General features: G+C 48.8%; 9 protein-coding genes. All 9 read left to right on the top strand.

Features of this window, described 5'->3' with window-relative positions:
* Nucleotides 1–514 precede the first annotated feature (514 nt).
* The 9 genes from SNR34_RS17380 to SNR34_RS17340 all read left to right on the top strand — a co-directional run bounded on the left by SNR34_RS17380 (nt 515) and on the right by SNR34_RS17340 (nt 13,487).
* A complete protein-coding gene (locus SNR34_RS17380) occupies nt 515–1,540 on the top strand; it encodes a LacI family DNA-binding transcriptional regulator (RefSeq protein WP_486179751.1) in 1,026 nt (341 codons plus the stop codon).
* Between the two features lie 90 nt (nt 1,541–1,630).
* Entirely contained in the window at nt 1,631–3,976 is a 2,346-nt protein-coding gene (locus SNR34_RS17375) for a glycoside hydrolase family 65 protein (RefSeq protein ID WP_486179750.1), read from the top strand.
* Nucleotides 3,977–4,008: 32 nt separating this feature from the next.
* A complete protein-coding gene (locus SNR34_RS17370) occupies nt 4,009–5,295 on the top strand; it encodes an ABC transporter substrate-binding protein (protein WP_486179749.1) in 1,287 nt (428 codons plus the stop codon).
* A gap of 54 nt (nt 5,296–5,349) precedes the next feature.
* Nucleotides 5,350–6,246, top strand: a complete 897-nt coding sequence (locus tag SNR34_RS17365) for a carbohydrate ABC transporter permease (RefSeq protein WP_486179748.1) — start codon at nt 5,350–5,352, stop codon at nt 6,244–6,246.
* 18 nt (nt 6,247–6,264) lie between these two features.
* The gene (locus SNR34_RS17360; protein WP_486179747.1) at nt 6,265–7,107 is read left to right on the top strand and encodes a carbohydrate ABC transporter permease; all 843 of its coding nucleotides are present in this window, start codon (nt 6,265–6,267) and stop codon (nt 7,105–7,107) included.
* 57 nt (nt 7,108–7,164) lie between these two features.
* Nucleotides 7,165–9,381 carry an alpha-L-rhamnosidase-related protein gene (locus tag SNR34_RS17355; protein WP_486179746.1) on the top strand — a complete coding sequence of 739 codons (2,217 nt, stop codon included), beginning with the start codon at nt 7,165–7,167 and terminating at the stop codon, nt 9,379–9,381.
* A gap of 64 nt (nt 9,382–9,445) precedes the next feature.
* On the top strand, nt 9,446–10,219 hold the full coding sequence (pgmB, locus tag SNR34_RS17350; protein WP_486179745.1) for a beta-phosphoglucomutase: 774 nt from the start codon (nt 9,446–9,448) through the stop codon (nt 10,217–10,219).
* A gap of 252 nt (nt 10,220–10,471) precedes the next feature.
* The gene (locus tag SNR34_RS17345) at nt 10,472–12,115 is read left to right on the top strand and encodes a glycoside hydrolase family 13 protein (RefSeq protein ID WP_486182478.1); all 1,644 of its coding nucleotides are present in this window, start codon (nt 10,472–10,474) and stop codon (nt 12,113–12,115) included.
* A gap of 241 nt (nt 12,116–12,356) precedes the next feature.
* On the top strand, nt 12,357–13,487 hold the full coding sequence (locus tag SNR34_RS17340; protein ID WP_486179744.1) for an ROK family protein: 1,131 nt from the start codon (nt 12,357–12,359) through the stop codon (nt 13,485–13,487).
* Nucleotides 13,488–13,497: the final 10 nt, after the last annotated feature.

The raw sequence follows: 13,497 nt of genomic DNA, 5'->3' as shown, positions 1-13,497 counted from the left end.
ATCCGGTGATAGGCCTATGCTTCCGACGTAGCTTTCCTTCAGAAAGCTTTCAGGCGAACGCTCCGCTTCTCCAGATTCTTTCTGCCCTCTCCGTTTATCGTATAATGTCTAGTTCAACCTATATAGGGTAAAAAGGGGGGGAATGTACGTTTCCGGCCCTCATAATTCAACTCCCCTGAACATTACTTATAGCGAAGAACCAAAAATGGCAACACCAGACTAGGCGCAGTTCCCTCTCGTTGAAAAGCTGCGACTTCGCGGTTCTGGATATCATGATGCTTCCTTGAGCAGGCCTTGCCGAAGCAGATCAGCGATCTACTCGGAGTCTTTCATGTATCTGTTTCCAGAAAAAGCACCGGTGCTCTTTGATCCAATCGATGAGCTTGAGAAAAAGATGCAATCGCTCATTTCGCTTGGAAACTAGCAAACATCTAAATTTTGGCTTGATTATTTCAAAATTATGTTTATACTTAACATTGTTAATGATCCGAAACGTTTTGGAGGAACAATACAATTGGCAACGATCAAGGATATTTCGCAATTAACGGGATTTTCGATCACGACGGTATCGCGAGCGCTGAATGGATATTCAGACGTCAGCGAAAGCACGCGGAAGCTCATCAAAGAAACGGCAGAGTCTTTAAACTATAGTCCGAATGGTTTGGCCAGAGGTTTGGTCATGAAGGAAACGAAGACGCTGGGACTACTGGTGTCTGGCATGACGTACAAGAACATTGATAATAATTTCGTGTTCGAGGTATTGTGCGGTATAAATGACAGTGCCGCCACGTCAGAGTATGACCTGATTCTCTTCAGCACAAATACGGTCAAGCAGAAAATGAAAACGTATACCCAGCTATGCCGGGAACGGAAGGTCGACGGTGTCATTTTGCAAGGGGTAAAGACGGACGATCCTTATTTGCAAGAGGTACTTGACAGTGATATTCCTTGTGTCTTGATCGACGTACCGATTCAGAGCCACAACGTCGGTTATGTTTCGACGAATCATAAGGAAAGCGCTCAGACGGCCGTAAACCATCTCATCGAGCTTGGCCATCGCAACATCGCGATGATTAACGGTTATCCTGAAGCCTACGTCTCGAAAGAACGCTTGGAGGGCTTTGTCGCGGCAATGGATAAGGCCGGGCTTGACTGGAACCGCGAATGGGTTGCCAATGGGGAATTCACTGAAGAGGAAGCCATGAATCAAGCTTTAAAATTGCTCAAGGCTAATCCGGAAATCACTGCTTTTTTTGCTGCCAGCGACATGATGGCACTTGGCGTAATAAAAGCGGCTAACCAGTTGGGTTTATCCGTTCCGCAGGAATTGTCCGTGGTTGGATTTGACGATATTCCGACAGCCGTATATTTTCAACCTTCGTTAACCACCATTAGCCAGAATATGTATCAACTCGGGTACGAAGCAGCTACTTTACTGATGAGCATGCTCCGATCCGACGACAGCCCCAAATCGCATGTTCTTGAAAATCAGTTGATCTTGCGTGCCTCTACAATGGCTCCAAGAAGTGAAATGAAGTAACTTATACCGAAATGTTTTGTTTTTCCAAAACGTTTCGGTACATTTTTGCAAGAAATCCAAAACGTTTCGGATCATCGCAATCCATAAAATATGGGGGAATACATTTTGCTGAAATACGATGCAGGACAAGGGGAATGGAACAACTGGGTCGTGAAAGAAACTTCTTTCAATCCAGCACATCAGGGTAAAGCTGAAGCGGTTTTTTCTCTTGGAAATGGTTATATGGGATTACGCTCTGCCACTGACGAGAGCTATATCGGTCAGGTTCGCAACTGGTTTATCTCCGGGACTTTCAACAAATTCGATGCACATGAGGTAACGGAACTGCCAAATGCAGCCGACGTGACGGAAATCCAAATCACGATCAACGGCGAGACCTTCAGTTTGGAGAAAGGCAAAACGGTCGCTTATGGCCGCGAACTGAATGTAAAAACAGGGGAACTTACGCGAGACATTCTATGGGAAAGCCCCCAAGGAAGTACGTACAAACTCCAGTTCCGACGGTTTGTATCTCTTAACAACCTACACCTTGTTGGTACAAAGGTCAGCATTACGCCGATCAATGGCGAAGCCGTTATACATGTCGCATCAGGAATCAACGGCCAATACACGAATTCCGGAGCCCAGCACTTTTCTGAGGGAGAAAAGCGGATTTTCGACAAGACCTATATGCAGATGACGGCCACCACAACAGAGTCTGGTATCGATTTCGTCACTAATACGGTGCATAACTGGAGTTTGGACGGAAAAACATTGGGGACGGAATTGCGCCAGACGATGGGAAGACGCAAGGTTGGCATCGAAGCGAATGTGCATGTACCCCAGGGATCATGCCTGGAAATCGAGAAGATCTCGACCGTACATACAAGTCGAGACAAAAACCATGATGCGCAAGGCTACTCCCTTGAACGGCTGCGTAATCAATCTTTGACGGAACTAAAGGAAGAGGCAGGCAAAGGATATGATCAGCTCTTCCATGAAAGCGCTAACGAATGGGCGAAGGTTTGGTCAAAGTACAACATAGAGATCGATAGCGAGAACAGCTACGATCAGCTGGCCATCCGCTTTGCCATATATCATCTCGTTATCATGACTCCGGCCCATGACAATCGGATGGGCATTGGAGCAAAGGGTCTCAGTGGCGAAGGGTACAAGGGACATTCCTTCTGGGATACGGAAATTTTTATACTCCCGTTCTTTATCTACAACGACCCTCAAGTTGCCCGCTCTTTGCTTGAATATCGTTATAAAGGCTTGGAAGGGGCACGCAGAAAAGCAAAGGACAATGGATTCCAGGGTGCGATGTTTCCGTGGGAAGCCGCCTGGATCGAGGATGGCGAGGTAACTCCCGTATGGGGGGATGTAGATATTGTTACCGGCGAGCAGACCAAAATCTGGTCAGGATTCATTGAGCAGCATATTACCGCAGACATTGCATATGCCGTTTGGCACTATGTGCAATCCACCGGCGATCAGGAATTCATGGAACATTACGGCTATGAAATGATCTTTGATACAGCTACCTTCTGGGCCAGCCGCCTGGAATGGGATGAGGAAGCAGGACGTTACCACATCAATCAGGTGGTCGGTCCGGATGAATACAAGGAACATATCGACAATAATGCCTTTACAAACTATATGGCCCATTTTAACATGCAGCTCGCCATCCAATACTATGAGCAGCTGAAGCAGGAACGTCCCGAATGGTTCAAAAGGTTGGAGGAAAAGCTGAATCTTGGCACTGCGAGGCTGCAGTGGGAAAAGCTGCATCAGCTGTATCTTCCCGAACCGAACGAACAGGGAATCATTCCGCAGGATGATACGTATCTCGACAAAAAAATCATTGATTTGACCCCATACAAAAACCAAACGAAAGTTGCAAGTATTTTCAACGACTTTAATCTCGATCAAGTGGGGGACATGCAGATTTCGAAACAGGCCGATATCATGATGCTGTTTTTCCTGCTGGAGGATCAATTCGATCCTGCCGTCAAACGGGCCAATTACAATTATTACGAACCTAAGACACTGCACGATTCCTCGCTATCCTTATCGACGCATAGTATCCTTGCAAGCGATTTCGGCGACCTCAAGCTGGCGCACGAATTGTTTCTGCGGGCAACGGAGATCGATTTGGGTCCTCATATGCATTCATCGGATGCCGGCATCCATTCGGCTTCCTTGGGAGGTATATGGAAGTGCATCGTTATGGGATTCGCTGGAGTACGCATGTTGAATGGGCAATTGCACCTGAGACCCCAACTTCCAGTCTCATGGAATCGCCTTCAATTTCCGCTCTACTGGCAGGGGCATCGTTTGTTGGTCACGATCTCTTCGGGTGAGCTTCTGATCGAAAGCGAGTCTAGCGAACCGGTCTCGGTCTATGTCTCCGGCGAACAACGGACTTTTAACCAACGTCTTCAAGTTCAAATTTAGCATTCCAAAGCATATAAAGGAGGCCATTAAACATGAAAAAAAGATCGTTTTGGGTGATTATGGTGCTGATTCTTTCTATGGTGCTCTCCGCTTGTTCATCGGGTGCCGGCGAGAGCTCCGGGGGATCGAACGACAAAGTGAAACTGACGTTTTCCGTCTGGGGCGATGTGAACAGCGGCGCGGATGAAGTGAAGCTGGCCGAGCAGTTCAATGCAGCGCATCCTGATATCGAAGTGAAATTCGAGCCGATTCCAAGTGAGGGATATGGAACGAAGCTGACGACCTCGCTTGCGGCAGGTCAAGCGCCGGATGTCTTTCTCGTTGGGGAAGGGGATTATTACAAATACGTCGATAAAGGCGTCATTGAGCCGCTGGACGACTATCTCGCCAAAGATACGTCGTTCAAATTGGATGAATTTCAGCCAGATCTGATCGACAACATGAACATCGAAGGGAAGCAATATTATCTGCCAAAGGATTTCAATCCTTTAGCGCTTTGGTACAATAAACGCTTGTTTGATGAAGCGGGTATCCCTTATCCGACAGATGAGTGGACATGGGATGAGTTGATTGCCGTGGCCCAGAAGCTGACCAAAACGGAAGGCAATAAAACGACCCAGTTCGGGTTCAACGCCGGTAAATGGGAATATCCGATCTATACGTACCTGTGGGACCATGGTGCAGATATTGCCAATGAGGACGGAACCGTCGCTGAAGGCTACATGAATAGCGACAACACGGTGGCGGCTATGGAAAAATATGTAGCACTATCCCAGGGAACGAACCGTGTTTCGCCAACGCCGATGGATTCGGAAACCCTTGGCGGCGACTCCTCCATGTTCATGACGGACAAGTTGGCCATGATGATTACGGGACGTTGGATCAAGAGCGATTTGGATAAATCCGAAGTGCAGTACGGCTCGGCAATGATTCCAAAAAACGCGGACGGCACCCGCTCCAGCATCATTGCCAGCGCAGGATGGGCAATCAATGCGGCAAGCAAGCATAAACAGGAAGCTTATGAATTGGTGAAGTGGCTGTCCGGTACCGATGCGCAGAAGCTGAGATCCACAAACGGACGGGTGCTTCCAGCCACGATTAAGGAATTGGAAGAAGTCAAAGCGAACGAAGTGGCGGATAAACCGGTCATCGAGATGATGAATTTTGCCCGTAAGCCGGTTACGCTGCGCTCCCCGAATGGTCCGATTTTTGTTGAAGAATTCACGAAAGCCCTTGAGAAAATGCTACTGGGCGAGCAGGACGTAAAAACGGCACTCGACGAGGCAGCTAAAAACGTCGACAGTAAACTCAAGAAATAACAGAAGGTGAGCCGGCTGGCAAGCCGGTTCATGCTCTTCATCAAGGAGGTTGTCATGCGTAATTCTAAATCCGAACGTGCTGGATACTGGTTTATTCTGCCTTGGTTGTTAGGACTATTGCTGTTTACGATAGGACCCATGCTTTTCTCTCTTTTTCTGGCTTTCAGCAAGTGGGACATCATCACTGGAGTAAAATCGATTGAATGGGTCGGCTTAGACAACTTTCGAACGATGTTTCAGGATGAGCTGTTCTATCAATCGTTGAAAGTGACGTTCGTGTTTGCGCTGGTTTCGGTCCCTTTATATCAAGTTGCTTCATTGCTGGTTGCCTTGCTGCTCAACATGCGCAATCGGGGTATGAAATTTTTCCGGCTGATCTATTTTATGCCTTCGGTTATACCAGCCGTAGCGGCATCCATGATGTGGATCATGATTTTCAATCCGGAGTATGGAATTCTCAACCGCGCTCTGGGCCTCTTTGGCATCCAGGGTCCAGCCTGGCTGCAGGACCCAAGCTATGCTCTAGGCGCACTTATTGTCATGGGGCTCTGGGGCATTGGCAATACGGTTATTATTTATCTGTCGGGTCTGCAAAGCGTTCCCGAAGAACTTTATGAAGCGGTAAACCTGGATGGGGCCGGGGCGTTTCAACGTTTCTGGCATATCACATTGCCGATGATATCACCTACGGTATTTTTCAACCTAATCATGGGGATTATCGGCGGATTCCAGTTTTTCACCCAAGCGTTCGTTATGACCAACGGCGGGCCGGTCAATTCGACGTTGTTCTATAATTTGTACCTGTACAATAAGGCATTTCAAGATTTCGACATGGGATACGCTTCAGCGTTGTCCTGGGTACTGTTCATTATCATCATGGCGTTCACGCTCCTGGTTATCCGAAGCTCATCCATGTGGGTCTACTATCAGGGCGACAACGACAAAGATTGATCGGAAGGAGAACACTTTATGAATGAAGGATCCATGCGGAATCCGATCGTATTGCGCATTTTATCTCTGCTTCTGCTGATTGCGGGGGCGGCTATTGTATTGGTGCCCTTGTTATGGACGTTTGCTACATCCTTAAAAACGCCCGCAGAAGTCTTTAAAAATGATTTCTTCCCATCGGTATGGATGTGGTCCAACTATGCTAATGCAGTCACTGCCATTCCTTTTTTTACATTTCTGAAAAATACGCTGATCATCCTGATTCCCGTCATGGTCGGGACCGTATTCTCGGCTGCACTAAGTGCTTATGGATTTGCGCGGTTTAATTTTCGCGGGAAAAGGGCGCTGTTTCTGGTGCTGCTGGCAACGATGATGCTCCCATCCCAAGTCACGATGATTCCGATGTTCATCATGTTTAAGGAAATGGGCTGGGTGGATACGTTTCTTCCCTTGGTGGTGCCGGCCTTTTTCGGCGGCGGTGCCTTTAATATTTTCCTGATCAGGCAGTTCATGCGCGGCATTCCGCGTGATTTGGATGAATCGGCATACGTGGACGGAGCGAACAAATGGCAGATTTTCACGCGTATTATGCTGCCGCTGTCCGTGCCCCCGCTCATCGCCGTATCGATTTTCACGTTTATGGGCGTATGGAATGATTTTCAAGGCCCGCTCATTTACTTGAATTCCAGCGATAAATACACGCTAGCCTTGGGACTCTCCATGTTCAAAGGGTTGTACAACGTAGAATGGAACATGCTGATGGCTGCAACCATGCTGATCATGATTCCTCCGTTGCTCGTTTTTTTCGTCGCACAAAAATACTTTATTGAAGGTATCTCCATCTCATCCGCCATCAAGGGATAAGCTTGCCCTGAACGATGATGAGTATTAGTAGGAGAGTCATTGAATAGGAGGACAACGATGGCACGTATCACAAGCAAGCATCCCATTAATTTGTATTACAACGCTGGAGAATACGTCAAAATCTGCGGTACCCAGGACGGTTTTTTTCCTGATTTCGGACATCACATGGCCAACGAAATGGGGGGCGTCTGGCTGCATCCCATCAAACTGCTGGACGGATTTTGGCTGAAAATAACCGACGTCGACCGCAAAATATCGGTCTGGACCAGGGCAGACAGTTACAGCAGCGAGTCCTGGGGAGGAGGAAGCTTCGAATATGACCATGGGTTGAGCCATATTCCGGTCTCGATCGTTCGCTCGCAGTTCGCGCCGGATCTCGAAAAAGGCATGGTGGCTGAATACGAGATCACGTCCTACGGCCAGGGAGAAACCCGGCTCCAATTGGAGCTGTTGGCTAGAACCGACCTGCGGCCGGTGTGGTATTCCGACGAAATCGGCATACATCCAGGACCCGCGGAAACGGCCGAGCGCCTATCAAGCCGTAAAGTCATGGTGAAGGATGACAGCCACGACTGGTATGTGCTTGTGGGAAGCGATCTGCCTGGTACCGGGATGACCGTGGGCCCAGAAATTTACGGTCCTGAACTGACCGCCGGGAAGGGTATGGGGATTTCTTTCCAAACAGAATGCACGTTGTCAGAGAATGAAACGATCAGCTTCCGCCTATTCGTTGCGGGATCGGAACATTCCCGGAATGCCTGCGAGCAGACGTATGCAAATCTCTCACAGGACTATAAAGAACTACGAAGACAAAAGGAAGCTTTCTATGACGAACTGGACCAGCAATCGCTCCTGAGCATCGAAGGCGAAAAAGAATTGAACGAACACTTCGCCTGGGTCAAGCGCAACAATCAGTGGCTGGTTCAACGCGTCGACGGGATCGGCCGAGGACTAACTGCAGGCGGTCCAACGTATCCGTGGTGGTTCGGCTGCGACAATACGTATGCTTTGCAAGGCGTTCTCGCAACCGGAGACCACGACTTGGTGAAGGATACGTTGAATCTGCTGCTGGAAAAATCGAAAGAAGCCAACAACAATGGACGCATCGTACATGAAGTCACCACCATGGGGGCCGTATCGAATAAAGGAAATACCCAGGAGACCGCTCATTACATCGCTTTTGTATGGGAGATGTTTCTATGGACTGGAGACGAAGCGCTTCTGCGTCAGCATTACGATTATTGCGTGCAGGGCATGGAGTGGCTATTGGAGACCATGGACCCGGATGGAGATTTGTTCCCGTCAGGGTACGGAATTATCGAAATTGCCGGACTGAACATGGAGTTAATCGACAGCGCCGTGTATACTGCGAAAGCTCTTCAAGCACTCGCTCAGATGAGCAGTCACCTGGGCAAGGGGGATAACAGCAAGCATTACCTGGATCTGTCTGAGCGGGCCGTTCGTGCAGTCAACCGAGTGTTCTGGTTGGAACGGAGCGGGCTTTATGCAGACGCGGTCGCTTCGGCTGAAGATATTTTGCCCAAAGTCGATTACATGGTTTCCCTCGCAGAAAAACAAGGCGTTCAGGGTTACCGCGAGTACGTGGAAGGGCTGTTGGAAGAGGCGCGCGGAGACCAAGGGGACCGAGGCTGGCTGCTCAACAAGAACTGGGTGATCGTGACCCCGATGGAGGCGGGAATCGCCGATCCGGAGAAAGCGCAGCGTGCGCTGGAAACGATGCGTGGCAGCGAGTTCGTCGGGGAGTACGGTACGTATCTGGCCGCCATTTACCAACAGGGAACGATGACGATCTCGACGGGGGCTCATGCCGTAGCCGAGGCAGCGTATGGCAATCCGGATGAAGCGCTGGCATTGCTCCGCAAAATGGGAGGAAGCTTTTCGCGGGTGCAGCCGGGATCATTTTCCGAGATGTCGCCGGATTACGGCTGTGTGGTCCAAGCCTGGACGATTTATGCGCTGGCGGTTCCCATCGTGCGGCATTTCTTCGGCGTTAAACCCGAAGCCCATTTACGCAGGGTCGAACTCGTACCGGCTTTGCCGCGTGCTTGGAACGACAAAGTCTGCAGACTGGATCGCCTGAGAATAGGCGATAGCGAGTTCAGCATTTGCTACGGAGGGCAAGAAGGAGCGCGTTACGCCGAAATATCCAATCCATCCGGATGGGACGTTACTTTGGAGTGGGACGGGAAGCGGTATGCCAGCGACAGCAAGTTCATTCGTTGGGATTTTGAGTCTGCAGGAGCCGAACATTGAGGTTGCTTAACGCACGACATGATTACGGTACTTTATAGATCATAACCTATTTGGAGGTAGACAGATGAAAGGCGAAACAACAAATGCAACTGGAATCGGTATTCAGAACACCGTTGATCAAGAATGGTCGGGACACCGCGGAGATTCCGGAGAATCTAGTACGCTTGAGGCTGTTATTTTCGATTTGGACGGTGTCATCACCGACACGGCGGAGTACCATTACGTGGCCTGGAAACAACTTGGGGAAGAGTTGGGGATCGCGTTTGACAGAGAATTCAACGAGCAGCTGAAAGGGATCAGCCGCATGGAATCTTTGGACCTTATCCTTCGACTTGGAGGCCAAGACCAGCGGTATTCCGATGAAGAGAAACAGGATTTTGCCCGCCGCAAAAACGAACATTACGTGTCGCTGCTGGGTGCCTTGACGCCCGAACAAGCCTACCCGGGGATCAGAGAATTGCTGCTTGAGCTCCAGGCTGCAGGCATTCCTGCCGTCATTGCTTCGGCAAGCAAGAACGCCCCTCAAATTTTACGGTCGCTCGAATTGGATTCATTGTTCCGGTTCGTCGTACATCCAGATTCCGTTCCAAACGGCAAACCCGCTCCCGATCTTTTTCTGAAAGGGGCAGCGGAAGTAGGGGCGAATCCTGCGCGCTGCATCGGGATCGAGGATGCCCAGGCAGGCATTCAAGCGATTAAGGCAGCAGGCATGATTGCGGTCGGCATCGGGGAGGAGGCTGTGCTGAAGCCTTCAGGAGCGGATATCGTGTTGAATGGCACGTCCGGTCTGAATTTGGCGTTTCTTAAGGAAACGCTGCAATCTTTCGGAGAAAGATAAATAAACCGCAAAAAAACATCCATACGTTAACGGAGAGGCAGAACCAATCTGGAGAAGCGAAGCGTGCGCATTTATCACCGGATTTTCCCTTTGAAAAAGGGAATTTGAAAAAATCTGGGGATAACGGCGATCGGAAGATGGTACTGCTCTCGCAGTGGCCTAGTGGGATTAATATTGCGGTTTATATAGACCGATCCGTTCAAGGCGCGGTATCCAAAGGAGGAAATCTGCATGAAAAACCGGGAGTCAGAAATAAAGCAGGCTTGGTGGAAAGAGGCTGTTGTATATCAGGTATATTGGCGCAGCTTCATGGATTCGAACGATGATGGCTATGGCGATTTGCGTGGTTTGATTCAGAAGCTGGAGTATATTCGTTCTCTCGGCATTGACGTCATTTGGCTGAATCCAATCTATGAATCGCCGGATAAGGACAACGGATACGACATCTCCGATTATTATCGAATAATGCCCAAAGCAGGCACGATGGAGGACTTCAAAGAACTGCTTGAAAAGGTGCATGGATTAGGCATGAAGCTGATCATGGATCTGGTAGTCAATCATACGTCCTCTAAGCACCACTGGTTTGAAGAGTCTCGTTCGTCCCTGGAAAACCCGAAACGCGACTGGTACATCTGGAGACAGGGGAAGGAAGGCGGGCCTCCAAACAATTGGCGCTCGTACTTCGAACCGTCTTCTTGGACCTACGACGAACGTTCAGGGGAATATTACTTCCACTCGTTTGCGAAAGAACAACCTGATTTAAACTGGCAAAACCCCCAGCTGCGGAAGGAAATTTACCGTATGATGCGATACTGGCTGGACCAGGGCATCGACGGTTTCCGAATGGACGTAATTAACCTGCTCGCCAAAATCGACGGATTCCCTGACGCCGCTCATCCCGAGAATATTGATTATCTTGGAAACAATGCCGGAATTCACGAGTACTTGCAGGAAATGAACAGGGAGGTTTTGCGCCACTACGACATCATGACCGTGGGTGAAATCCCATTTGTGACGCCAGAAGATGGTTTGTTATACGTGGCGGAAAATCGACGGGAGCTGCATACTTTATTTCATTTTCAAGTTGCGGACGACATGGCCGAATGGGATTTGGCCCGATACCGCCAAATTCAGGCTTCATGGTATGAAACACTGCGGGGAGAAGGCTGGAACTCTCAATTCTTGAACAATCATGATCATACCCGACAGGTTACTCGTTACGGAAATGACGGTATCTACCGCGTCCAATCGGCAAAACTGCTGGCAACGATGATTCATACGCTCCCCGGAACGGCGTATGTTTATCAGGGCGAGGAGATCGGCATGACAGGCGTCCGCTATTCTTCCATCTACGACTACAACGATATCGCCATGCACAATAAATACAAGGAAGCAATGATGAATGGCGAGGCGCCTGAACAGGCACTGAACAGACTGCAATTATTAAGCAGGGATAATTCCCGCACGCCTATGCAATGGAACGGGTCACCGCATAGCGGATTCACGAAATCACGGCCCTGGCTCAAAGTCAATCCGAACTATGAAGAGATTAACGTGGAGCGCGATTTGGCGTCGCCCGATTCAATCTATGCGTATTATCAGGAGTTAATCCGTTTACGTAAAAAGCACAAGGTCATGGTTTACGGGGATTACGCTGATCAATCCGTCGACGATACCCCGATCTATGCTTACACGCGCAGCTATGGTTCGGATACTTGGCTGATCGTGCTGAACCATTCCGATTCGCAGCATTTTTTTCAGGTTCCAGGTCCGTTGAAAGCTAAATTTAAGCATGCCCAGATATTGCTGAACAACATCGATGGACAACCGGAGACCAATGAAGACAATATAAAATTAAGGCCGTATGAAGCCGTTATTTTATCATTGGCGAATTAAAGCGGACAGAATAAGGGCACTGAACTAGACACAGCAAGACTGGATCTAGCTTCTGTGCTTTTTATTCAACGGAACGTTCCTCCATCGTCAATAAATCGTTCTTCGAAAAGAAAACGCTTGACAGCGATTACAAGAGGTATGTAATATGATTGTACAAAGATCCTTAATGGTCTTTATATTTTTTCTCTAATTATTTAATGTTATTAATTAATTATGTTTCGGAAAAAAGGTAGGTGAGAAAATGAAGTCGTTTCTGCCGAATGATATCAAGGATGAGAATCGAAAGATCATCTTTGATATTCTGATGCAAAATCCGGAATTGGCCAAGGTGGAAATCGCAGAAAAAACGGCAATGAGCTTTGTGACCGTCAGCAAAATCGTCAATTTTTTTGAAGAAATCGGGCTGTTGACCACCACCGGGGAGAGTCGTGAAGGCTCCGGGGGTCTGGGAAGAAAAAGAACGGTGTACCGGTTTAATGAAAACAGCTACGTAACGATCGGAATTCAAATTATAGGCAAAAGAATAACGGCCGTGCTGATCAACCTCTACAGCAAAATTATTGATTCGTATTCCGTGGAAACCGACGTTCCGTTCTATACCGAACTGTTTGCTTCGATTTTTGAGGATGTCATTTCGCGCATGAAAGATGCAGCAACAAAGACAAACAGCATTGTCGTAGGCATCGGCGTCGGGGTTGACGGAGCGATTAACACCCGAAAGAAAACGATCAGAATGCGAATTCAGGATAACAAGGAGCAGGATTATCCCTATGAGCAGATCATCCGGAATTTCATGGAGCGGGTTGACTTGCCTATTCTCCTTGAGAACGATGTAAATGCTGCGACTGTGGCTGAGTTCAGGAATCTGGAGAATGCCGGCCAAGCACCGACGGATATCGTGCACATTGCGGTTGGAGAGGGGATTGGCGGCGGACTGATTCTCAATAAGAGACTGCACCGAGGGTTCAATGCAAGCGCGGGAGAACTGGAGTATATGTGCTTTGACCCGGAATACCGGAGGTCGCCTTCCTCCGTCGGTTGGCTGGAGAGCAGGTTGGGGCTGCAGCATTTGTTAAGCAGGTATGATCTTGATTCTGACTCGGAAGTCGAAGCTTGCGCAGATTACGTGGGCAAACATCTTGCCCTCGCCATGATCAATATCATCCGCGTGCTCGACATCGAACAGGTTATTATCAGCGGCAAGACGGTAGCGCTGTTCCCGGAGCGGATTGTGGAGAGAACAAAATATTACGTCGGACAGTATGTGGAGTGGACCCCAACGATTACTTACAGTGACATGTACCATTCGACTGCGGTCGGGGCTGCTGTCCTCTCGCTTCAGAATGAAATGATCCATGTCATATCCGGATAGGAGGTTAGCA

It is taken from the genome of Paenibacillus sp. XP01, from assembly GCF_057364885.1.
The sequence above is the reverse complement of the archived record's forward strand: the minus strand, read 5'-3'. Positions and strand labels throughout refer to the sequence as shown.

What these genes read in the sequence shown, in the direction of transcription:
- SNR34_RS17375 (WP_486179750.1), top strand. Translation starts at nt 1,631, where the DNA reads ATGGGGGAATACATTTTGCTGAAATACGATGCAGGACAAGGGGAATGG.
- SNR34_RS17370 (WP_486179749.1), top strand. Translation starts at nt 4,009, where the DNA reads ATGAAAAAAAGATCGTTTTGGGTGATTATGGTGCTGATTCTTTCTATG.
- SNR34_RS17365 (WP_486179748.1), top strand. Translation starts at nt 5,350, where the DNA reads ATGCGTAATTCTAAATCCGAACGTGCTGGATACTGGTTTATTCTGCCT.
- SNR34_RS17360 (WP_486179747.1), top strand. Translation starts at nt 6,265, where the DNA reads ATGAATGAAGGATCCATGCGGAATCCGATCGTATTGCGCATTTTATCT.
- SNR34_RS17355 (WP_486179746.1), top strand. Translation starts at nt 7,165, where the DNA reads ATGGCACGTATCACAAGCAAGCATCCCATTAATTTGTATTACAACGCT.
- pgmB (WP_486179745.1), top strand. Translation starts at nt 9,446, where the DNA reads ATGAAAGGCGAAACAACAAATGCAACTGGAATCGGTATTCAGAACACC.
- SNR34_RS17340 (WP_486179744.1), top strand. Translation starts at nt 12,357, where the DNA reads ATGAAGTCGTTTCTGCCGAATGATATCAAGGATGAGAATCGAAAGATC.